This is a genomic window from Stenotrophomonas maltophilia group sp. LNF247, assembly GCF_054083135.1.
The window spans coordinates 31,584-52,794 of record NZ_JBSRQL010000004.1 but is presented as its reverse complement, the minus strand read 5'-3'; the positions used below and the strand labels follow the sequence as shown (position 1 = coordinate 52,794).

Below are 21,211 nucleotides of genomic sequence, written 5' to 3'. Positions count from 1 at the left end.
TTGTCCGAAAATAATTCCATGACTGCCCAACGTGCCGATGCCGCTGCCCGCCGTGCCCTCATCCTCGACGCCGCCGATCATGTCTTCGGCCAACATGGCGTCACCGCCCCGCTGGACCTGGTGGTCGAACGCGCCCAGGTGGGCCGCGCCACCCTGTACCGCAACTTCCCCGACCGCACCGCACTGATCCAGGCGCTGCTGCAGCGCACGGTCGACCGCATCCGGCGCCAGGTCGAACAGCTCGGCGACCGCGACGACGCCCTGTTCGAGGTGTTCGAGGGCATGGCCCAGCGCATCATCGATTCGCCGGCACTGGCCGATTACTGGCGTGCGGTCGATTCGGACGTGCCGTCCATGCGCGCCGCGCGCGAGACAGTGCGCGACCTGCTGGAGGAACCGATCGCGCGCGCCAAGGCGGCCGGGCTGTGCCGTGCCGACCTGGAAAAGACGGATATTTCACTGATCTCGGGCATGCTGGGTGCGGCCCTGCGCGGCAAGACCCGCGACGAGCGCGCCCAGTTGGCCGGGCGCGCCCTGCAGCTGCTGCGTGGGGGTCTCCAGGGAGCTGCCAGCGAGGCCCGTTGATGGTCCAGCCGTATCTGAAGCCGGTTCCGGATTGGGAGGAGCATGAGAAGCCGACCATGCCCGGCTCGGCGTCGATGCCCTGGCACCCGCCGTACCGGCGCGCGGCCTATGCGCTGGTATCGTTGCTGGTGGCGATCACCGGCGGCCTCGGCAATGCGCTGGTTACCGCCAACCTGCCGTTCCTGCAGGGCCAGCTGGCGCTGACCCCGACCCAGGGCAGCTGGCTGGTAGCGGCCTATGCGATGGTGAATGTCACCGCCAACCTGTTGGCCTTCAAGTTCCGCCAGCAATACGGCATCCGCCTGTTCGCCGAAATCGGGCTGGGCCTGTACGCGGCGTTGGCGGTCCTGCACCTGTTCGTCGGCAGCTTCGAGACCACGATGCTGACCCGAGCCGCCAGCGGCTTCGCCGGCGCGGCCTGTTCGACCTTGGGCACGCTGTACATGCTGCAGGCGCTGCCGCGGCGCTTCACCGGCAATCTGCTGGTGGTCGGCGTCGGCCTTTCCCAGCTGGCGGTGCCGATCGCCTGGATCGTCTCCCCGGGCCTGGTCGATACCGGCCAGTGGCACCAACTGTACTCGTTCGAGGCCGGCCTGGCCCTGTGCGCCTTCGCCGCAGTGGTAGTGCTGAAGCTGCCGCCGGGCATCCAGGTGAAGGCGTTCGAGCCACTGGACTTCCTCACGTTCGCGCTGCTCGCCCCGGCCGTCGCCCTGCTGGTGATCGTGCTGGCGCAGGGCTACACGCGCTGGTGGCTCAATACAGCGTGGCTGGGCTGGGCGCTGATCGCTTCGATCGTGCTGTCCACCACCGCCTTGATCATCGAGCACTACCGGCGTAACCCACTGCTGCAGATCCGCTGGCTGTCGACGCTGCCGGTGCTGCATTTCATCGTCGGCGCCTTCCTGATCCGCTTCCTGACCACCGAGCAGTCCTACGGCGTGGTCAACCTGATGCGCACGCTGGGCATGGGACCGGACCAGATGCGGCCGCTGTTCGTGGTGATCCTGGCCGGGGTGATCACCGGAATCGCCGGTGCCTCGCTTACCTTCGGCCCGAAGCGGCTGATCGCCCAGCTGCTGATGGCGATCCTGCTGCTGGGCGCCGCCGCGTTCTTCGACCAGCACCGCACCAGCATGGATCGGCCGCACGACTTCTACGCCAGCCAGTTCCTGGCCTCGGTCGGTGCGGGCATGTTCATGGGGCCCCTGATCATGCTTGGCATCTCTGCTGCGCTGAAACAGGGCGTGGACCACATGATCACCTTCCTGGTGACGCTGTCGATCACGCAGACGCTGGGCGGCCTGGCCGGCTCGGCGGTGCTGGGCACCTTCCAGCTGCATCGCGAGCAACTGTATTCCAGCGCGCTGACCAGCCAGCTCGATCCGGCCGATCCGGTGGTAGCGCAACGCCTGCGTCTCCAGCAGCAGCTGTACAGCGCCCAGATCACCGACCCGGTCCTGCGCAGCGCACAGGGCAGCGCGCAGCTGGCACAGACCACGCGCCGAGAAGCCAACGTGCGTGGCTTCAACGATGTGTTCACCCTGAGCGGCTGGCTGGCGATCGGTTTCCTGTGCTGGTTGCTGCTGCTGTCGCTGCGTACCGCCGTACTGAAGCAATGGCGCAAGCGCCACCCGCCCGAGTCCACCGCGGCCACGCCGGCCGCATCCCGTTGAGTCCCCCCATGCCTCCCGTGCCGCCCCGACCCGACGACGCCGACAACGTCACCCCGCCGCCGCCCACCGACGCGGCGCCCGCGTCCACGCCGGTAGAACCCGCGGTCGCGCCGAAGTACCTCAAGCCCAGCGCGCGCAGCGTGGCGGTGATGGTGATTGTCGCCCTGCTGGGCATTGCGCTGATCCTGCGTGCCTGGCACCTGTGGCCGTTCACCAGCAGCGTGATGGTGACCGACAACGCCTATGTGCGCGGCCAGATCACGGTGATGGCGCCGCAGGTGAACGGCTATGTGACTGAGGTGCTGGTGAAGGACTTCCAGCACGTGAAGGAAGGCGAGCCGCTGCTGCGCATCGATGACCGCATCTATGCGCAGCGTGTCGCCCAGGCGCAGGCAACGCTGGACAGCGCGCGTGCGGCGCTGGCCAACTCCGACCAGTCGCAGGCGCAGAACCGTGCGCAGATCGCCTCGGCGCGCGCCACGCTCTCGGCCGGCCAGGCCGAACTGCAGCGCTCGCGCAACGAGCTGAAGCGCTACGAGGAACTGGCCGCACAGCAACTCGTGTCGATCAATGACCGCGACAAGTTCCGCACCAGCCAGGCCTCGGCGCAGGCCAGCGTGCAGCAGTCGCAGGCGCAGATCCGCATCGCCGAGGAAACGCTGGTGTCGACCCAGGTCGCGCGCAAAAGCCTGGAGGCCCAGGTGGAAAGCGCGCAGGCGCAGCTGGAGCTGGCCCGCATCGATCTGGCCAATACGGTGATCCACGCACCGCGCGACGGCCAGATCAGTGAAGCCAGCGTACGCGTGGGCCAGTACGTCGCGGCCGGCTCGCAGCTGCTGTTCCTGGTACCTGACACGCTGTGGGTGGTGGCCAACTACAAGGAAGGCCAGACCTGGGGGATGGCGATCGGCCAGCCGGCCACGTTCTCGGTGGACGCGTTCCAGGGGCAGGTGCTGAAGGGCCGTGTCGAAGAGATCGCGCCCGCCACCGGGTCGGAGTTCAGCGTGTTGCGCCCGGACAATGCCAGCGGCAACTTCACCAAGGTGGTGCAGCGGCTGCCGGTGCGGATCTCGATCGATCCGGGTCAGGCACTGGCGGCGCGGCTGCGGCCCGGCATGTCGGTGATCGTGCGGGTGGATACGGCAGGCAAACCCATGGACTAGGGCGCGCCCCTGCAGGACTCGGCTGGGTAGAGACGGCTGGGTAGAGTCGACTGTTAGTCGACTATCGCGCGCAGGGCGGGTTGCTCTTGGGCTTCACGGAAGAGCAGTCGACTAACAGTCGACTCTACCGCCGACCGACTCTACCGCCGACACGATCAACCCGCGCAGCGCGCGCAGAGACCGTGCACTTCAAGGGTCTGTGCCTGCGGCTGGAAGCCCAGTTCCTTGGCGCGCTTTTCCAGCTGGCTGACGATTTCCCGGTCTTCCAGTTCCACCGCGCTGTGGCAGCTGTTGCAGATCAGGAACGGCACCGAATGCGCGGCGCTGCTGGGGTGGTGGCAGGCCACGAAGGCATTCACCGATTCCAGCTTGTGCACGAAACCATTGGCCATCAGGAAGTCGAGGGCGCGGTACACGGTGGGCGGGGCATCAGCACCCACACCCTTGCCGTTGCGCACCCATTCCAGCAACTCATAGGCCTTGACCGGCTTGCCGGCCTCGGCGATCAGCTTCAGTACATTGGCGCGGATCGGGGTAAGGCGCAGCCCGCGTTCGCGCGAGACACGCTCGACCACCGCCACGAAATCCGATGCGTCGTGGACGTGGTGGTGCGGGGCGGTACAAGCAGTGGCGGTCTTGGCGGACATGCGCGTTCTCCGGTTCGGGCCTGGCAAGGATGCCTCAGGCCGTTGCTACCTTGGTGATGGCCACATCGATGCGTTTCAAGGCCTGCTCGCGGCCAGCCAGGTACACGGTATGCGAAATGTCAGGACTGACCTGGGTACCGGTGATGGCCACGCGCAACGGCTGGGCGACCTTGCCCATGCCGATCTCCAGCGCGGCGGCGACGTCGTGCAGGGCCACGCCCACCGACTCGGCGGTCCATTCCGGCAGGGCTGCCAGCAGCTCGCGGGCCTTGCCCAGCGCCACCTCGGCACCGGCCTTGAAGTGCTTGGCCACCGCCGCGTCATCGTACTCGGTCAGCGGCTGGTACCAGACCACGGCTTTCTCGGCCATCTCCTTCAGGGTCTGCACGCGTTCACGCAGGGCGATCACCACGTCCTCCGGTGCCGGTCCGGCAGCCACGTCCAGCCCCAGCTTCTGCAGCTGGTAGACCAGGTGCGGCACGATCGCGGCCACATCCTCGGTCTTCAGGAAGTGCTGGTTGACCCAGCCCAGCTTGGCCATGTCCAGTCGCGAGGCCTTGGAGTTGCAGTCCTTCACGTCGAACAGCTCGATCAGCTCCTGACGGCTGAACAGCTCCTGGTCACCGTGCGACCAGCCGAGGCGGGCCAGGTAGCTCAGCAGCGCATCGGGCAGGTAGCCGGCGTCCTTGTACTGCATCACGTCGGCCGCGCCGGTGCGCTTGGACAACTTGGCGCCCTGCTCGTCCAGGATCATCGGCATGTGGCCGAACTTCGGCACCGGCGCACCAATGCCTTCGTACAGGTTGATCTGGCGCGGGGTGTTGTTGATGTGGTCGTCGCCGCGGATGACCTCGGTGATGCCCATGTCCCAGTCGTCCACCACCACCGCGAAGTTGTAGGTGGGGTAGCCGTCCGGGCGGAAGATCACCATGTCATCCAGCTCGCTGTTGGCGATCTCGATGCGGCCCTTGATCAGGTCGTCGAACACCACCGTGCCTTCCAGCGGATTCTTGAAGCGGATGACGCGGTTCGGGTCGTCCCTGTAGGGCAGGCCCAGATCGCGCGCAGCGCCGTTGTAGCGCGGCTTCTCCTGCCTGGCCATGGCAGCCTCGCGCATCGCGTCCAGCTCTTCGCGGGTCTCGTAGGCGTAGTACGCCTTGCCCTCGGCGATCAGCTGCTCGGCCACTTCCTGGTAACGGGCAACGCGGTCGGTCTGGTAGATCGGGCCTTCGTCATAGTCCAGGCCCAGCCACTCCATCGCCTCCAGGATGGCGTCGATCGCACCCTGGGTGCTGCGTTCACGGTCGGTGTCCTCGATGCGCAGCACGAACTCGCCGCCACGATGGCGGGCCTCCAGCCAGCAGTACAGCGCGGTGCGGGCACCACCGATGTGCAGGTAGCCGGTGGGACTGGGGGCGAAGCGGGTGCGGCAGGTCATGGACGGCTCGAGGAACGGGACTCCCCCGATTTTACCAGCCCGCCGCCCCCGACGGAAAAAGGGGACGGAGGGGATTAAGTCGCGATTGCCCAGCCCGTGGGCACTGCAACCGGGAAACGGAGGGGAGATGCGACTTAATCCCCTCCGTCCCCTTTTACGGTTCCACCTTGCGCGGGAACGGCTGCTCGCGCATCGCGGCGTTGTAGGCGAACGAGGCGACGATGGCGGCGGCCTGCTTCAGGTCTTCCGGCTCGGCGTGGTCCCAGGTGTCCAGGTGGCTGTGGTGCACGTTGGTGAAGTAGTCCAGCCGGTCCTGGATGAACTGGAAGCCCGGCAGGCCGATGCGGTCGAAGCTGATGTGGTCGGTGCTGCCAGTGTTGCGGGTGGCCACGGTGGTGGCGCCCACGTCATGGAACGGCGCCAGCCAGGCTTCGAAGATGGGCATGGCCGCCAGGTTTTCCTGAGCGTAGATGCCACGGAAGCGGCCCGAGCCGTTGTCCATGTTGAAGTAGACCTGGAACTTGCCGTAGTCGCGGGTCTTCTGCAGTGCGCCGGTCGGCTCGCGCAGCGACGCCGGCAGCGCCTTCTGCGCCGGGTCGGTCGGCTCCGGGAACTTGCCGAAGTGCTTGGCCACATAGGCCTGCGAGCCGATCAGGCCCTGCTCCTCGCCGCTCCACAGCGCCACGCGGATGGTGCGCCTGGGCTTGGCGCCGGTGGCCTTGAGGATGCGCATCGCCTCCATCATCACCGCCACGCCGGCGGCGTTGTCGGCCGCACCGGTGCCGCTGTGCCAGGAATCCAGGTGCGCGCCGATCATCACCACTTCATCGGGCTTGCTGCTGCCACGGATCTCGGCCAGCGTGTTGTAGCCGGGCTGGTCGGCCTCGTCGGTGAAGCGTGCGGCCACATCCACGCGCAGGCGCACGGTCTGCTTGGCCTCCAGCGCGCGTACCAGCGGATTGAAGTGCTCGCTGATCATCGCCAGCTCGGGAATGCCCACCGACTCACCGGCCTTGCGCGAACCACCACCGGCAACGCGGATGATGCCGTTGTCCCAGCTGCTGATGCCGATCGAGGCCAGCGCGCCCTCTTCCACGAAGAAGGCATTGACCTTGGCCGCCAGCTGCTGGCGTTCCTGGTATTCCTTGACCCGCTTGGCGCGCTCGGCGGTGGCGTCCTTGTCCTTGGGCAGGGTGAACTCCTGCAGGCCCTCCAGCGAGGTGGCGTCGTGGCGGTGCGAATCGGGCTCGGTGCCCCGCTTGTATTCGCGTGCCTCGCCCAGCAGGAGGATCTTGCCACGCAGCTTGCCGCGGTACTTCTCGATGTCTTCGGGCTTCTTGATGTCGACCTGCACCAGCTCGCCTTCGACCGGGCCCTTCGTACCGGGGGTCCAGGCCTTGGGCAGCGCATGCAGCGGCTGCACGCGGTCACCCAGCATTTCCACGCTCGCCGAGGTGAATTCCCAGCCACGGCCGAAATCATCGAAGGCCTCGTCGTGGACGTTGTCCAGCTTCCATTCGCTGAACTTGCCGCGGGTCCACGCGTTGGCGCGGCCCATCGCCGGCGAATTGGTCAGGCGCGCGCCGATGCGTTCGGTGAGATAGCTGAAGGTGTCCATCACCTGCGAACGGTGGAACGCCTCCTGACGGATGCGGCTGACCATGTCCAGGTCCACCGTCTCGCGCTGCTGTGCCGCTGCATTGCCACCCATCGCCAGCGCTACGGCCAGCACGCCCCACTTCAACACATCGCACCCCTGCCCTTCGGCTCGATCATCAACCCATCGAGTCTAGCCAGCAGGGGCGCGCCGATACCGTCCCATCGGTCATGGACAGCAGTAGATCCACGCCATGCGTGGATGAACAACCCGATCACCCCCTCCACCCCAACCACAACTGCGCCCGCTCCGGCAGCAACAACAACCAGTGCCGCCGGTCGATACTGCTGCAGCCGTACACCGCCGCGTGTGCCGGCCAGTCATCGGGCAGGCCGTCGATGCCGATTTCGGCCAGCGCTTCCGCCCCGGCCTTCCAGGGCCGGTAGCGCGGGACCCGTCCGGCCACTGCGCCACGTCCCTGCCGCGCACCCTGCAACCAGCGCAATCCCTGCCCCCGCAATCCCTCGCAGGTCACCGCCGCCAGCTGGAAGCGGACCAGGCCGGGGGCGATCCGTGCCCCCGGCAGGGCCGCCAGCACGCCATGTGCCTGCAGCAGCGCATCCACTTCCAGCAGGGCCGGAATGCCCTGCCGTGCCCGTTGCCGCAATCCCTGGCGCCAACTCATGGCCTGCTCCTTACTTCAGGTCCGCGCCGAGCGCGTACCAGTCCACCCGGCGGGTCACCCACATCGCCAGCGCCAGGATCACGAACAGCAGCAGCGAACCCATCAGCAGCGCATTGTTCTCCGACACCAGCAGGCCATACAGCGCGCCGTACAGCACGGTCAGCAGCGCCGCGAAGCCGAAGCCGCGCTTCCAGTGGCCCAGCACATTGGCCAGGTACACCGCCTGCAGGCCGATGCAGGCCACCGCCGAAACCAGGTAGGCCTTCCAGAACGCGATGTGCTCGGACAGGCTGATCAGCAGCAGGAAGAAGATCGCCAGCGCCAGGCCCACCATCAGGTACTGCAGCGGGTGGATGCGCAGCGACTTGATCAGCTCGAACAGGATGAAGCCGAGGAAGGTCAGCAGCACGAACAGCACGCCGTACTTCGAGGCACGGTCGGCCTGGGTGTAGCTATCGACCGGATCGACCAGCGACACCGTCACCGCCTGCGAGTCCACCGAACCGTCATTGCGCAGCTGCCGCTGTGCGTCGGAGGCCAGCGAGGACACCGCCCAGCGCGCATCGAATCCCTGCGCATCAACGCGGCGCTCGTTGGGCAGGAAAGCTCCGCTGAACGACGGATGCGGCCAGCTCGAACGCAGCGCGATGTGGGTGTCATCGCCCACCGGCACCACCGACAGCATGCGACTGCCATCCAGGCGCAGCTCCAGTTCAACGGTGCTGGCGGCCAGCGTGCCGCCCTGATCCGCATCGAAACCGGCCACCGGTGCATGCAGGCCCCGCCCGATCTCGCCGGCCGCACCAACACCCGGCAGCAAACGCAGCTGCTTGCCATCCACGCGCAGGTTCGGCGTGCCGACCAGGCCACGCACATCGGAAACCCCCACCGCCACATACGGCTGGCCGTAACTGCGGCCCGCCTTCACCGGGTAATCGTCTGCGGCGAAGGTCGCCTTCATCTGGCCGTTCCAGCTGTACACCGGCACCTTGAACAGTCCGACTTCGCGCTGGCTCGGCAGCATCTCGCCGCCCACCTCCAGCGACGCCGGCATCTGCAGCCAGTGCCCCTCGGTGACCTGCACCTCGGTCTTCTTGACGCCCAGCGGATCAACCAGTTCAACCTGCTTGCGTTCCACCCATGGCACCACCCGCACCGGGCCCACCAGCTGCTGTGCGCCGGCGCGGCTGTCGGCCACCCGCGAGAAAGCCTCGTCGCGGTACGCACTGCGTTCGTTGATGACACTGCGGATCATCGTCAGCGGAACCAGCAGCAGCAGGATCAGGCCGCCGACAATGGCGAAGCGCAGCAGCATCTTCAGGGATTTCATGGTCCATCCTCGTTGGAGAGGACTGCAGGATGGACCGCCACGGTGAGCGGGGTTTGTGGCGAATTTGAAGCGAATGTGAAGTCAGCGGCGGGGGCGCTGGCCTGGTGTACCCAGCGGCAACCACAGGCTGGCCACGATACCGCCGCCGTCGCGGGCATCGACACTGGCGCGCCCATCATGCAGGCGCGCGACCTCCTGCACGAACGGCAGGCCCAGGCCGGAACTGCGCCGGCCGCTGCCCGGTCGCGCCAGCGAATAGAAGCGCTCGAACACGCGTTCGCGCGCATAGTCGGGAATGCCGGCACCGCGATCCGCTACCTGCAGGCGTACTCCCTGCCCGTCCACCTCGGCCAGCAGCGCGATGTCCGCGCCGGGCGGTGAGAAGGCGATCGCGTTGTCGATCAAGTTGTGCAACGCCTGCCGCAGCAGATAGGCATCACCCTGCACGCGCATGTCGGGTACGCTGCCGATGCGCACCTGCACGCCGGCCGCCTGCGCACGCACCTGCGCGGCCGCCGCCGCATCGGCCAGCAGGGTTGGCAGCGCGATCGGATCGCGGGTCTGCAGCCAGCCGTGCTGTTCCACTTCGGCCAGCGCCAGCAGCTTGTCGATCGTCTCGGTCAGCCGCTCCTGCTGATCGACGATGCTGCGTGCAAAATGCACGCGGTCGGCCTCCGGCAGCGGCTCCTGCAGCAGCTCGGCGGCACCGCGGATCGCCGCCAGCGGACTCTTCATTTCATGCGTCAGCGACTGCACGTACTGCTCGACGTAGGCCTTGCCCTCCAGCTTGCGGCGCATCGTTTCCAGTGCCTGGCCCAGGTCGCCGATCTCGTCGCGGCGCCGCCGCGGGGGTGGCACCGGTTCGCCGGCGCTGACCGCACGCGCGTAGCGGCTGAGCTGGCCAAGGCCCGTGGTGAGCCACATCGTCACCAGCACGCCGACCAGCGCCGACAATCCGATCAGCCAGGCGCCGCGCTCGATGATGGCGCGTTGGCTTGCAGCGATGAACGGATCGATGCTGCGGTTGGGCTGGGCCAGGCTGAGCACGCCGATCAGCGTGCGCCCATCGTCCGGGTCGTATACCGGCGCCGCCACATGCATCACCGTATTGCCTTCCTCGCCCGGCGTTTCCGGGCTGGAGCGGGCACCGTACTCGCCACGCAGGGTGCGATAGACATCATTCCAGCGCGAGTTGTCGCGCCCCAGGTCGCGGCCCAGCGAGTCGTAGATGACGATGCCCTTGGCATCGGTGATGGTCACCCGGTAGTCCAGTGAGCGCTTGGGAAAGCGCCAGACCATCGCTTTCAGGTCACGCTGCCGCGCCTTGGCGAGGTTGCGGGTGAAGCTGCCGCTGCCGATGGTGCCGGCCTTGACGTCGGCGGCGGCCATCTCGGCCAGCACGTTGGCCGCATCGACCAGGGTCGATTCCATCGCCTGGCGCACGCCGGGCTTCACTTCGTTGACGAACACGCGCATCACGAAGAACGCGGCGATGCCGGTTATCAGGAAGAAGCCGAGGAACAGCTTCAATACCAGGCGCATCGGCTAGACCTCCAGCGCGTAGCCAAGGCCACGGTGGGTGCGGATGGGGTCTTCGCTGGCACCGGCCGCGCGCAGCTTGGCGCGCAGCGTCTTTACATGCGTATCAACGGTGCGGTCGGCGCTGTCGGCACTGCTGTCCCAGCCACGGTCCATCAGCTGGGCACGGCTGAGGATGGCGCCCGGGCGCTGCAGCAGCGCTTCCAGCAGCGCGTACTCGTAGCGGGTCAGGTCCAGTGCCTGGCCGCGGAAGCGGATACGCCGACCTTCGCGGTCGATGGCAAAGGCGCCATGTTCCTGCCAGCCCGCATCGGCGCTGGGCCCTGCGTTGACCGGTGCCGCGCGGCGCAGGCGCGCACGCACCCGCGCCACCAGTTCTCGCGGCGAGAACGGCTTGGTCATGTAATCGTCGGCGCCCAGTTCCAGGCCCAGCACGCGGTCCACTTCATCGTTGCGGGCGGTCAGGAAGATCACCGGCAGCTGGGCCGCCGGCCCGGGCTGCGCGCGCAGCCGCCGGCACACTTCGAAACCGCTCAGGTCGGGCAGGCCCACGTCCAGCACCACCACGTCGATATCGCCGGCCTGCAGCCGTTGCAGGGCCTCGCCGCCGAGCAGGCAGTGGCTGGCGGCATAGCCTTCGCTGCGCAGCGCATAGAGCACGGTTTCGGCGATGGCGGCTTCGTCCTCGACCACCAGGACATGGGCAACGGGAGCTGTCATGGCGCGCAGCATAGCCGCTGCGGCCGCCGCCCCGTACACTGCCGCCCATGAACTACCGCCACGCCTTCCATGCCGGCAACCACGCCGATGTGCTCAAGCACATCGTGCAGCTGGCCCTGATCGACAGCTTCAAGCGCAAGGACAGCCCGTTCTTCGTGCTCGATACCCACGGCGGTGCCGGCCGCTACCTGCTGGCCAGCGAAGAGAGCCGCAAGACGCTGGAGGCCGAGTCCGGAATCATGCGGCTGATGGCCCAGCCCAAGCTGCCCGAGGTGGTCGAGCGCTACCTGAAGGCGGTGCAGGCCGACAATCCGGTGGGCGCGCTGACCAACTACCCGGGCTCGCCGCTGTTGAGCGCACAGGCCATGCGCGCGCAGGACCGCATGGCGGTCTGTGAACTTCAGGAGGCCGAAACGGCCACGCTGAAGGCCCTGTTCGCCCATGACAGCCGCGTCGACGTGCGCGCCGGCGATGGCTATGCCCTGCTGCGCTCGCTGCTGCCGCCGAAGTTCAACGGCAGCAAGATCGGCCGTGGCCTGGTCCTGATCGACCCGCCGTACGAGGCCCAGGACGCGGAATACCAGAACGTCCTGGCCGCCCTGGCCGAGACCCTGGCACGCTGGCCGCAGGCCACCTGTGCGGTCTGGTTCCCGATCAAGCAGCGGCGCACCATCCTGCACTTCCTGCGCAAGGCCACTGCCCTGCCGGTCAAGTCGGCGATGACGATTGAGTTCCTGGTGCGCCCTGACGACTCGCCGCTGCGGCTCAACGGCAGCGGCATGCTGCTGCTCAACCCGCCCTGGCAGTTCGACCGGGTGGTCGGCCCGGCCCTGCCGGCGCTGCGCCAGCACCTGGGCGAACCCGGTGCCAGCACCCGCCTGGATTGGCTCAAAGCCCCCGAATAACGGCCTTCACGAGGCTGTACCGCCGTGAGCCTTCCGTTCACGGAATGCAGCCCCGGTGATGCCACAATCGATGGACCACCAAGGAATCACCCGGTATGGCCACTCGCAACCGCATGCCGCCCTGGCATGAGATCTTCAAGGCTCCCAGCGGCCACGAGCTGCTGATCCGCCCCATCCGCCCGGAAGATGGCGCACCGCTGCAAGCGGCATTCAGCCTGTTCGGGCCGGAAGAAATCCGTGATCGTTTCCTGCAGGCGGTGACCGAACTGTCGCCGGAGACTACCCAGCGCCTGACCCACCCGAACCCCAAGACCGAGATCACCCTGGTCGCAGCCGAGTCCCTGCCCGCTGGCGAAGCGGTGGTCGGCGCGGTTGCCCGGGCCTCGATCATCCCCGGCACCCGTGAAGCCGAGTACGCGATCCTGATCAGCCGCTTCCTGATCGGCCAGGGCCTGGGCCGGCAGCTGATGCGCAAGCTGGTGAAGTGGGGCCGCGGCAAGTACCTGGACCGCCTGTACGGCGACGTTGCCGCCGAGAACGAGCCAATGAAGCAGCTGGCCGCCTCGCTGGGCTTCAAGCCGGTGCCGCATCCGAACGGGGCCGAAGGCCTGGTGCGGATGGTGCTGGAGCTGGACAACTGACGGATGCGTCGGGCCCTGCCCGGCGACGTTGATTCAACCGCCGCGCTCGCCGGGCTTGGCCCGGCGCTACACCCGCTCACGTCACGATCATGGGCCCGGCAGGGGCTTCTGCTAAAATCCGGAGTCCATGTCGCGTACCTCATACCCCGCCCCGCCGCTGCCGCGTGCCGGCCAGCTCCGCGCCTGGTGGCGCGCCCCCGCCTCGCCGACCGCCCTGGCCTGGTACCTGGCCCAGGCCGCGCGCGCGCACGACGCCCCGCTGCTGGTGATCGCCCGTGACAACCACGGTGCCAACCAGCTTGAAGCCGACCTGCAGACCCTGCTTGGCGGCGACCCGGCCCTGCCGGTGGTCGCCTTCCCTGACTGGGAAACCCTGCCCTACGACCGCTTCAGCCCGCATCCGGACATCATCTCGCAGCGCTTGGCTGCCCTGCACCGCCTGCCCACGCTGAAGCGTGGCCTGGTGATCGTGCCGGTGCAGACCCTGCTGCAGCAGCTGGCCCCGCGCAGCTATGTGATCGGTGGCAGCTTCGACCTGAAGGTCGGCCAGCGCCTGGACCTGGAGGCCGAGAAGCGCCGCCTGGAAAGCGCCGGCTACCGCAACGTGCCGCAGGTGATGGACCCGGGCGACTTCGCCGTGCGCGGCGGCCTGCTGGACGTGTTCCCGATGGGCGCCGACGAGCCGCTGCGGGTAGAACTACTGGACGAGGACATCGACTCGATCCGTGCCTTCGATCCGGAAAGCCAGCGTTCGCTGGACAAGGTCGAGGCGGTGCACATGCTGCCCGGCCGCGAAGTGCCGATGGACGAGGCCAGCATCGCACGCGTGCTGGCCACGCTGCGCGAGCGTTTCGATGTGGATACCCGGCGCAGTTCGCTGTACCAGGATCTGAAGTCCGGGCTGGCCCCGGCCGGCGTCGAGTACTACCTGCCGCTGTTTTTCGAACGCACCGCGACCCTGTTCGACTACCTGCCCGACGGCAGCCTGCCGGTGGTCTGCGCCGGTGCGTATGAGGCGTCCGTCGCGTTCTGGGCGCAGACCGCGGACCGCTATGAGCAGCGCCGCCATGATGTGGAGCGCCCGCTGCTGCCGCCTTCGGCGTTGTACCTGTCGCCGGAGCTGCTGCGCGAGCGCCTGAACGATGCCCCGCGCATCGAGGTGTGGGCGGCTGACCATGCGCGCATCGCCGACGCGCACGCGCTGGGCGACCAGCCGCTGCCACCGCTGCCGGTGGCCGCGCGCGAAGCCCCCGCCGGCGATGCGCTGAAATCCTTCCTCGGCCATTATCCGGGCCGGGTACTGATCGCCGCCGATTCACCTGGCCGCCGCGAGGCGCTGCTGGAAGTGCTGCAGGCCGCCGAGCTGAAGCCGCCGGTGGTGACCGACCTGCCCAGCTTCCTCGCCGACGACGCGCGCTTCGCGATCGCGGTGGCACCGCTGGAGGATGGCTTCGCGCTGGACGATCCGCGCATCGCGGTGCTGACCGAGCGCCAGCTGTTCCCCGAGCGCGCCGGCAGCACCCGGCGCACGCGCCGTGCCGGCCGCGAGCCGGAAGCGATCATCCGCGACCTCGGTGAACTGACCGAGGGCGCGCCGATCGTGCACGAGGATCATGGCGTCGGCCGCTATCGTGGCCTGATCGTGATGGACGTCGGCGGCATGCCCGGCGAGTTCCTCGAAATCGAATATGCCAAGGGCGACCGCCTGTATGTGCCGGTCGCCCAGCTGCACCTGATCAGCCGCTATTCCGGTGCGTCGGCGGAAACCGCGCCGCTGCATTCGCTCGGTGGCGAGCAGTGGAGCAAGGCCAAGCGCAAGGCCGCCGAGAAAGTACGCGACGTTGCTGCCGAGCTGCTGGAGATCCAGGCCCGCCGCCAGGCGCGTGCCGGCCTGGCACTGCAGGTCGACCGCGCGATGTACGAGCCGTTCGCGGCCGGTTTCCCGTTCGAGGAGACCCCGGACCAGCTGGCCGCGATCGATGCGACCCTGCGCGACCTGGCCAGCAGCCAGCCGATGGACCGCGTGGTCTGCGGCGACGTCGGCTTCGGCAAGACCGAGGTGGCGGTGCGCGCCGCGTTCGCCGCCGCCAGTGCCGGCAAGCAGGTGGCCGTGCTGGTGCCGACCACGCTGCTGGCCGAACAGCACTACCGCAACTTCCGCGACCGCTTCGCCGATTACCCGCTGAAGGTCGAGGTGCTGTCGCGCTTCAAGACCAGCAAGGAAATCAAGGCCGAACTGGAAAAGGTCGCTGCCGGCACCATCGACGTCATCGTCGGCACCCATCGCCTGCTGCAGCCGGACGTGAAGTTCAAGGACCTGGGCATGGTCATCGTCGACGAGGAGCAACGATTCGGCGTGCGCCAGAAGGAGGCACTGAAGGCGCTGCGCGCCAACGTGCACCTGCTGACGCTGACCGCCACGCCGATCCCGCGCACGCTCAACATGGCCATGGCCGGCCTGCGCGACCTGTCGATCATCGCCACGCCGCCGCCGAACCGGCTGGCGGTGCAGACCTTCATCACCCAGTGGGACAACGCGCTGCTGCGCGAAGCCTTCCAGCGCGAGCTCGCGCGCGGTGGCCAGCTGTACTTCCTGCACAACGACGTGGAGAGCATCGGCCGCATGCAGCGCGAGCTGTCCGAGCTGGTGCCGGAGGCACGCATCGGCATCGCCCACGGGCAGATGCCCGAGCGCGAACTGGAAAAGGTGATGCTGGATTTCCAGAAGCAGCGTTTCAACGTGCTGCTGTCGACCACGATCATCGAATCGGGCATCGACATCCCCAACGCCAACACCATCATCATCAACCGTGCCGACCGTTTCGGCCTGGCCCAGCTGCACCAGCTGCGTGGCCGCGTCGGTCGTTCGCACCACCGTGCCTACGCCTATCTGATCACCCCCGACCGTCGCGCGATCACCCCCGACGCCGAGAAGCGCCTGGAAGCGATCGCCTCGATGGACGAGCTGGGCGCCGGCTTCACCCTGGCCACGCACGATCTGGAGATCCGCGGCGCCGGTGAACTGCTTGGCGAGGACCAGAGCGGGCAGATGGCCGAGGTCGGCTTCAGCCTGTATACCGAGCTGCTGGAACGCGCGGTACGCAGCATCAAGCAGGGCAAGCTGCCCGACTTGGATGCCGGTGAGGAAGTGCGCGGCGCCGAGGTCGAGCTGCATGTGCCGGCACTGATCCCGGAAGACTACCTGCCGGACGTGCACACCCGCCTGACCCTGTACAAGCGCATTTCAAGCGCGCGCGACAGCGATGCACTGCGCGAGCTGCAGGTGGAGATGATCGACCGCTTCGGCCTGCTGCCGGATGCAGCCAAGCACCTGTTCGCCATCGCCGAGCTGAAGCTGAAAGCCAATACGCTGGGCATCCGCAAGCTCGACCTGGGCGAGAACGGCGGCCGCATCGTGTTCGAGTCCAAGCCGAACATCGATCCGATGGCGGTGATCCAGCTGATCCAGAAACAACCGAACCTCTATGCCATGGAAGGGCCCGACAAGCTGCGCATCAAGCACCCGCTGCCGTTGCCGGAAGACCGCTTCAACGCGGCCCGCGCCCTTCTGACCACCCTCGCCCCGGGTTGATCACCCCCCGAACACCCCGCACCGGCCCCCACCCGGTGCGGGCGGATGACCATGTTCCCTGACGCCGTACCCGCCCCCGACCTGCTGCACGCGCAGGCCTGCCTGATCGATGCTCTCGCGATGTCGCTGCAGATGCGCGACGCCTACACCCGCCACCACTGCGACCGCGTTGGCCTGCTCGCGCAGTGTCTGGCCACGCACTGCGATCTTGATGACGAGGCCCGTGCGCAGATCGGCCTGGCCGCGCGCTTCCATGACATCGGCAAGATCGGCATACCCGATGATGTGCTGCTGGCACCACGCCGGCATACCGATGAGGAGCGCGCGATCATGCGCGAGCATCCGGTACGCGGCGAACACATCTTCCTGGCCACCGGCCGCAGCGACGCCTTGCCGGTGGCGCGGCTGATCCGCGCCCATCACGAGGCCTTCGATGGCAGCGGCTACCCCGATGGGCTGCGCGGCGAATCCATCCCCCTGGGCGCGCGCATCGTCACCATTGTCGATGCCTACGATGCGATGACCAGCGTACGCCCGTATCGCGACGCAATGGAGCACGAAACCGTCTTGCGGATCATCGAAGCGCAGTCCGGCGGGCTGGTGGACCCCTACGTGCTGCAGCGCTTCCATCGCATGCTGGCGCGGGAACCTGCGCTGGCCTGAGATCTTCCCGACGGTGAAACGACCCGCCGGTAGAGTCGACTGTTAGTCGACTGCTCTTCGTCCAGATCGCGAAAATCCCGCGCTGCGCGCGATAGTCGACTAACAGTCGACTCTACCAGCCGGCGCTGCGCTGCCGGCCTGGAAGACAAAAGGCCCGGCGTTCGCCGGGCCTTTCGCTCCACGCATCACGGGTGATCGATTACCAGATCACCACGCGCTTGTCGTCGGCACGCACCATTGCATCACCCGCCTTGCACTGGAATGCAGCAGCGAACGAGGGCATGTTCGACGGCGCACCGTTGGCACGGAAATTGGCCGGCGCGTGCGGATCGGTGTTCAGGCGCACGCGCAGCTCGCCATCGGTGAAGTTGCGGCGCCACACGGTGGCCCAGTTCATGAAGAAGCGCTGGTCCTGGCTGTGGCCGTCAACCTCGACATTCGCCTTCGGGTCTTCCTTCAGCGCCATCTGCAGCGCGTCATAGGCCACGGTCAGGCCGCCCAGGTCGCCGATGTTCTCGCCCAGGGTCAGCTTGCCCTTCACGAACACGCCCGGCACCGACTCGTAGCCGTCGAACTGGGCGACCAGCTGATCGGTACGCTCGGTGAAGGCCTTGCGGTCGGCGTCCGTCCACCAGTTGTCGAAGTTGCCGTTGGCGGCGAACTGGCTGCCCGAGTCGTCGTAGCCGTGCATCATCTCATGGCCGATGACTGCACCGATGCCGCCGTAGTTCAGCGCCGGATCGGCCTTGGCGTCGAAGAACGGCGCCTGCAGGATCGCGGCCGGGAACACGATCTCGTTCTTGGTGGCGTTGTAGTACGCGTTGACGGTCTGCGGGGTCATGCCCCATTCGGTCTTGTCCACCGGCTTGCCGATCTTGTCCAGCATGTAGCGGTAGTTGAACGCACGCGCCGCCTGCATGTTGCCCAGGTAGCTGTCGCCGTTGGTCTGCAGGCCCGACCAGTCACGCCACTTGTCCGGGTAGCCGATCTTCGGGGTGAAGCTGGCCCACTTTTCCAGTGCCTTCTTCTTCGTTTCCTCGCCCATCCACGGCAGCTGCTCCAGCCGCGCCTTCAATGCCTGCGACAGGTTCTCCACCAGGTGCTGCATGGCCACCTTCGACTCGGCCGGGAACACGGCGTCGACGTACAGCTGGCCCAGGGCTTCGCCCATGCCACCGTTGACCGACTCCAGCACGCGCTTCCAGCGCGGCTGCATTTCCTTCTGGCCACGCAGGGTCTTGCCATAGAACTCGAAGTTGGCCTTCTCGAACTGGCTGCTCAGGTACGGCGCGGCATCGTCGATGGTGTGGAAGCGCAGGTAGGCCTGCCAGGTACTGGCCGGCACATCGGCGAGCATCTTGTCCATTTCACCGAAGAAGCCCGGCTGCGCCAGCGAGAACTTCTGTGCGGCCGGCACCTTCAGGGTGTCGAACAGCGCGGTCCAGCTGAAGTTCGGGGTCAGCTTGTCGGCGTCTGCGGCGCTGAGCGGGTTGTAGCGCTTGGCCGGGTCACGCATTTCGATGCGCGACATCGAGGCCTTGGCCAGGCGGGTTTCGAAGGCCATCACGGCCTTGGCCTGCTCGGCGGCCTGCGCCGCGTCCACGCCGGACAGGGTCAGCACCTGTGCGATGTAGGCCACGTAGGCGTCGCGGATCTTGGCCTGCGCATCGTCGAAGTAGTAGCCCTTCTCCGGCAGGCCCAGGCCACCCTGGCCGACGTAGGCGATGACGTTGGCCGAATCCTTGTAGTCGGCATTGGCGAACAGCGAGAACAGCACGCCCTTGCCTTCGGCCTGGCTGTCGCGCAGGTACCGGGTGATGGCGGCGGTGTCGTTAAGCGCGGTGATCTTGTCCAGCTGCGGCTGCAGCGGCGCCAGGCCGGCAGCTTCGATCTTCGCTTCGTCGTTGCCGGTCTTCCAGATGTCACCGATCTTGGCTTCCACCGAGTCGGCCTTGGCCTGGCTGGCGGCGGCCTGCTGCACCAGCGCGTGCTGCACTTCCAGCGAGCGCTCGCGCAGGATCTCGAAGCTGCCCCAGGTGGTCTGGTCGCCCGGCACCGGGTTGGCCTTCAGCCACTTGCTGTTGACGAAGCCATTGAGGTCGGTACAGGCGGAGATGGACGGATCGAGATCAGCGCTGTTGAGCGAAATCAGCGGCGTCTTGATCTGCGACAGGTCGAAGGCTGGCTTGGCGTCGGCGCTGGCCGCCGGTGCGGCGTCATTCTTGCCACAGGCCGCCAGCGAAGCAGCGATGGCGATGGTCAGGCCCAGCGGGACCAGGTTGCGGACGTTCATGAGGCTCTCCTGCGGGTAATTTCACAGGGTAGCCGGGGGCGTGAGGTTGGGGACCGGCCAAAGGTCACAGAGCGTCCTTCTGTAGAGTCGAGCCATGCTCGACTGCTCTCCGTTCCGGGTTCATGCTTCGTGCGGCAAAATCCCAAAGCAGCCGAGCGTGGGCTCGGCTCTACAAAAGCGAAGGCCGGCTTGCGCCGGCCTTCTGCTTCTTATTTCGCCTTGCCCTGGTTGGCCACGGCTTCGGCGGCCTTGCGCGCCGCTTCCGGGTCGCCCAAGTAGCGGAACGACTGCACGGTCAGGTCATCGTTCAGTTCGAACAGCAGCGGGATGCCGGTCGGGATGTTCAGCTCGAGGATTTCCTCGCGCGAGACATTGTTGAGGTACTTGTACAGCGCGCGCAGCGAGTTGCCGTGGGCGGTGACCAGCACGGTCTTGCCGTCCTTCAGCTGCGGGGCGATGGCGTCGTGCCAGTACGGCAGCACGCGATCCAGGGTGGTGGCCAGCGACTCGGTGCCCGGCAGCGCGTTGCGGTCCAGACCGGCGTAACGGCGGTCATGGATCGGGTGGCCCGGATCTTCCAGTTCCATCGGCGGCGGCGGGATGTCGTACGAACGACGCCACACCTTGACCTGCTCCTCGCCGTGCTTGGCCGCGGTCTCGGCCTTGTCCAGGCCCTGCAGGCCGCCGTAGTGGCGCTCATTGAGGCGCCAGGACTTGTTCACCGGCAGCCAGTCCTGCTCCAGCTCGGCCAGCGCACCCTGCAGGGTGTGGATGGCGCGCTTCAGTACGGAGGTATGGGCAACGTCGAACTGCAGGCCTTCCTCGCGCATCAGGCGACCGGCGGCGGCCGCTTCCCGGCGCCCCTGCTCGGTCAGGTCGACATCGACCCAGCCGGTGAAGCGGTTGTCCAGGTTCCACTGGCTCTGGCCATGGCGCAACAGTACGAGTCTACGGGTCACTGCAGGGTCTCCAACGCGAGGATAGGCAGGCCGCCATTGTAGCCCGGCCGCCGCTCACCGGGCCGTGGCGCCGCCCGTGCGATGCTGTAACCCATGAATACGGTGATCGATCCCGGGCGCTGGGAAGGCAGCGTCGCTGCCGCCCGTGCGCAGCAGCTGCAACTGGCGGGCCGCGTGGAGCGCCAGGACCGCCTGCCACGCAGCGTGCGGTGGCTGGCCGGGATGGATGTCGGCTTCGAAGACAACGGCGCCATCACCCGCGCCGCGGCGGTGCTGCTGGATGCGAAGACGCTGCAGCCCGTGGCGCAGGAGATCGCGCGGATTCCTACGGTGATGCCCTACATCCCCGGCCTGCTCAGTTTCCGCGAGCTGCCGGCGCTGCTGGCGGCACTGGCGCTGCTGCCGCAGGCGCCGGATCTGGTGTTCGTCGATGGCCACGGCATCAGCCATCCGCGCCGGCTGGGCGTGGCCGCGCATCTGGGCGTGGTCACCGACCTGCCGAGCATCGGTGTCGCCAAGTCGAAGCTGGTGGGCCGGTTCGTCGAGCCGGGCGCCGAGGCCGGTGCACATACGCCGCTGCTGGAGGGCGATGAACAACTGGGCTGGGTGCTGCGCAGCAAGGTGCGCTGCAAGCCGCTGTTCGTGGCCGGCGGCCATCGGGTCAGTGCCGACACCGCGCTGGGCTGGGTGCAGCACACCCTGCGTGGCTATCGGCTTCCGGAGCCAACCCGGCTGGCGGATCGGCTCGCCTCGCGACGGGACGAATAGCTGCGCCAGGCAT

The 21,211-nt window shown here is 67.4% G+C and carries 17 protein-coding genes; 8 read left to right on the top strand and 9 right to left on the bottom strand.

Going from position 1 to position 21,211, the window contains the following annotated elements; genetic code table 11:
- Window positions 1-18 precede the first annotated feature (18 nt).
- The 3 genes from ACTXG9_RS05535 to ACTXG9_RS05525 are packed head-to-tail and all read left to right on the top strand — an operon-like array spanning window position 19 to window position 3,421.
- Window positions 19-585, top strand: a complete 567-nt coding sequence (locus ACTXG9_RS05535; RefSeq protein ID WP_019659167.1) for a TetR/AcrR family transcriptional regulator — start codon at window positions 19-21, stop codon at window positions 583-585.
- Entirely contained in the window at window positions 585-2,258 is a 1,674-nt protein-coding gene (locus ACTXG9_RS05530) for an MFS transporter (protein WP_456115406.1), read from the top strand. Before ACTXG9_RS05535 ends, ACTXG9_RS05530 begins: the two co-directional genes overlap by 1 nt.
- 8 nt (window positions 2,259-2,266) lie before the next feature.
- Window positions 2,267-3,421, top strand: a complete 1,155-nt coding sequence (locus ACTXG9_RS05525; protein WP_111101990.1) for an HlyD family secretion protein — start codon at window positions 2,267-2,269, stop codon at window positions 3,419-3,421.
- Between the two features lie 155 nt (window positions 3,422-3,576).
- On the opposite strand, the gene ACTXG9_RS05520 is transcribed toward ACTXG9_RS05525, so the two are convergent.
- The 7 genes from ACTXG9_RS05520 to creB all read right to left on the bottom strand — a co-directional run bounded on the left by ACTXG9_RS05520 (window position 3,577) and on the right by creB (window position 11,389).
- Complete coding sequence (locus ACTXG9_RS05520; protein ID WP_021202513.1) at window positions 3,577-4,068, bottom strand: Fur family transcriptional regulator; 492 nt, start codon at window positions 4,066-4,068, stop codon at window positions 3,577-3,579.
- A gap of 34 nt (window positions 4,069-4,102) precedes the next feature.
- A complete protein-coding gene (gltX, locus tag ACTXG9_RS05515; protein WP_111098983.1) occupies window positions 4,103-5,506 on the bottom strand; it encodes a glutamate--tRNA ligase in 1,404 nt (467 codons plus the stop codon).
- A 154-nt stretch (window positions 5,507-5,660) separates the two neighbouring features.
- On the bottom strand, window positions 5,661-7,253 hold the full coding sequence (locus tag ACTXG9_RS05510; protein WP_021202511.1) for a M20/M25/M40 family metallo-hydrolase: 1,593 nt from the start codon (window positions 7,251-7,253) through the stop codon (window positions 5,661-5,663).
- Between the two features lie 124 nt (window positions 7,254-7,377).
- Window positions 7,378-7,788, bottom strand: a complete 411-nt coding sequence (locus tag ACTXG9_RS05505) for a hypothetical protein (RefSeq protein ID WP_021202510.1) — start codon at window positions 7,786-7,788, stop codon at window positions 7,378-7,380.
- A gap of 10 nt (window positions 7,789-7,798) precedes the next feature.
- A complete protein-coding gene (gene creD / locus ACTXG9_RS05500) occupies window positions 7,799-9,118 on the bottom strand; it encodes a cell envelope integrity protein CreD (RefSeq protein ID WP_164145350.1) in 1,320 nt (439 codons plus the stop codon).
- Window positions 9,119-9,199: 81 nt separating this feature from the next.
- Window positions 9,200-10,660, bottom strand: coding sequence for a two-component system sensor histidine kinase CreC (creC, locus tag ACTXG9_RS05495; RefSeq protein WP_021202508.1), 1,461 nt, complete (start codon window positions 10,658-10,660; stop codon window positions 9,200-9,202).
- Between the two features lie 3 nt (window positions 10,661-10,663).
- Window positions 10,664-11,389, bottom strand: coding sequence for a two-component system response regulator CreB (creB, locus tag ACTXG9_RS05490; protein WP_188250089.1), 726 nt, complete (start codon window positions 11,387-11,389; stop codon window positions 10,664-10,666).
- A 35-nt stretch (window positions 11,390-11,424) separates the two neighbouring features.
- Here creB and ACTXG9_RS05485 point away from each other — a divergent pair, with 35 nt between their 5' ends.
- From ACTXG9_RS05485 to ACTXG9_RS05470, 4 genes are all read left to right on the top strand, one after another.
- Window positions 11,425-12,282, top strand: coding sequence for a 23S rRNA (adenine(2030)-N(6))-methyltransferase RlmJ (locus ACTXG9_RS05485; RefSeq protein WP_021202507.1), 858 nt, complete (start codon window positions 11,425-11,427; stop codon window positions 12,280-12,282).
- Window positions 12,283-12,377: 95 nt separating this feature from the next.
- Window positions 12,378-12,923, top strand: a complete 546-nt coding sequence (locus ACTXG9_RS05480; protein ID WP_019659177.1) for a GNAT family N-acetyltransferase — start codon at window positions 12,378-12,380, stop codon at window positions 12,921-12,923.
- A gap of 127 nt (window positions 12,924-13,050) precedes the next feature.
- Window positions 13,051-16,515: a transcription-repair coupling factor gene (mfd, locus tag ACTXG9_RS05475; RefSeq protein ID WP_456115405.1), complete on the top strand. Its 3,465-nt coding sequence runs from the start codon at window positions 13,051-13,053 to the stop codon at window positions 16,513-16,515.
- Window positions 16,516-16,560: 45 nt separating this feature from the next.
- Window positions 16,561-17,178 (top strand): HD-GYP domain-containing protein, encoded by a 618-nt coding sequence (locus ACTXG9_RS05470; protein ID WP_227851938.1) that lies wholly within the window; start codon window positions 16,561-16,563, stop codon window positions 17,176-17,178.
- Window positions 17,179-17,377: 199 nt separating this feature from the next.
- Here the strand turns inward: ACTXG9_RS05470 and ACTXG9_RS05465 are convergent, their stop codons facing one another.
- Together ACTXG9_RS05465 and gpmA are read right to left on the bottom strand one after the other, a co-directional pair.
- Window positions 17,378-19,471, bottom strand: coding sequence for a M13 family metallopeptidase (locus tag ACTXG9_RS05465; RefSeq protein ID WP_456115404.1), 2,094 nt, complete (start codon window positions 19,469-19,471; stop codon window positions 17,378-17,380).
- Between the two features lie 209 nt (window positions 19,472-19,680).
- Window positions 19,681-20,430, bottom strand: a complete 750-nt coding sequence (gpmA, locus tag ACTXG9_RS05460; protein WP_019659181.1) for a 2,3-diphosphoglycerate-dependent phosphoglycerate mutase — start codon at window positions 20,428-20,430, stop codon at window positions 19,681-19,683.
- 93 nt (window positions 20,431-20,523) lie between these two features.
- On the opposite strand from gpmA, the gene nfi reads away from it, so the two are divergent.
- Window positions 20,524-21,198 carry a deoxyribonuclease V gene (gene nfi, locus ACTXG9_RS05455; protein WP_021202503.1) on the top strand — a complete coding sequence of 225 codons (675 nt, stop codon included), beginning with the start codon at window positions 20,524-20,526 and terminating at the stop codon, window positions 21,196-21,198.
- Window positions 21,199-21,211 lie beyond the last annotated feature (13 nt).

Bases quoted from the DNA above. Each gene is read 5' to 3' on its own strand.
- ACTXG9_RS05535 (WP_019659167.1), top strand. From the start codon at position 19: ATGACTGCCCAACGTGCCGATGCCGCTGCCCGCCGTGCCCTCATCCTC.
- ACTXG9_RS05530 (WP_456115406.1), top strand. From the start codon at position 585: ATGGTCCAGCCGTATCTGAAGCCGGTTCCGGATTGGGAGGAGCATGAG.
- ACTXG9_RS05525 (WP_111101990.1), top strand. From the start codon at position 2,267: ATGCCTCCCGTGCCGCCCCGACCCGACGACGCCGACAACGTCACCCCG.
- ACTXG9_RS05520 (WP_021202513.1), bottom strand. From the start codon at position 4,068: ATGTCCGCCAAGACCGCCACTGCTTGTACCGCCCCGCACCACCACGTC.
- gltX (WP_111098983.1), bottom strand. From the start codon at position 5,506: ATGACCTGCCGCACCCGCTTCGCCCCCAGTCCCACCGGCTACCTGCAC.
- ACTXG9_RS05505 (WP_021202510.1), bottom strand. From the start codon at position 7,788: ATGAGTTGGCGCCAGGGATTGCGGCAACGGGCACGGCAGGGCATTCCG.
- creD (WP_164145350.1), bottom strand. From the start codon at position 9,118: ATGAAATCCCTGAAGATGCTGCTGCGCTTCGCCATTGTCGGCGGCCTG.
- creC (WP_021202508.1), bottom strand. From the start codon at position 10,660: ATGCGCCTGGTATTGAAGCTGTTCCTCGGCTTCTTCCTGATAACCGGC.
- creB (WP_188250089.1), bottom strand. From the start codon at position 11,389: ATGCTGCGCGCCATGACAGCTCCCGTTGCCCATGTCCTGGTGGTCGAG.
- ACTXG9_RS05485 (WP_021202507.1), top strand. From the start codon at position 11,425: ATGAACTACCGCCACGCCTTCCATGCCGGCAACCACGCCGATGTGCTC.
- ACTXG9_RS05480 (WP_019659177.1), top strand. From the start codon at position 12,378: ATGGCCACTCGCAACCGCATGCCGCCCTGGCATGAGATCTTCAAGGCT.
- mfd (WP_456115405.1), top strand. From the start codon at position 13,051: ATGTCGCGTACCTCATACCCCGCCCCGCCGCTGCCGCGTGCCGGCCAG.
- ACTXG9_RS05470 (WP_227851938.1), top strand. From the start codon at position 16,561: ATGACCATGTTCCCTGACGCCGTACCCGCCCCCGACCTGCTGCACGCG.
- ACTXG9_RS05465 (WP_456115404.1), bottom strand. From the start codon at position 19,471: ATGAACGTCCGCAACCTGGTCCCGCTGGGCCTGACCATCGCCATCGCT.
- nfi (WP_021202503.1), top strand. From the start codon at position 20,524: ATGAATACGGTGATCGATCCCGGGCGCTGGGAAGGCAGCGTCGCTGCC.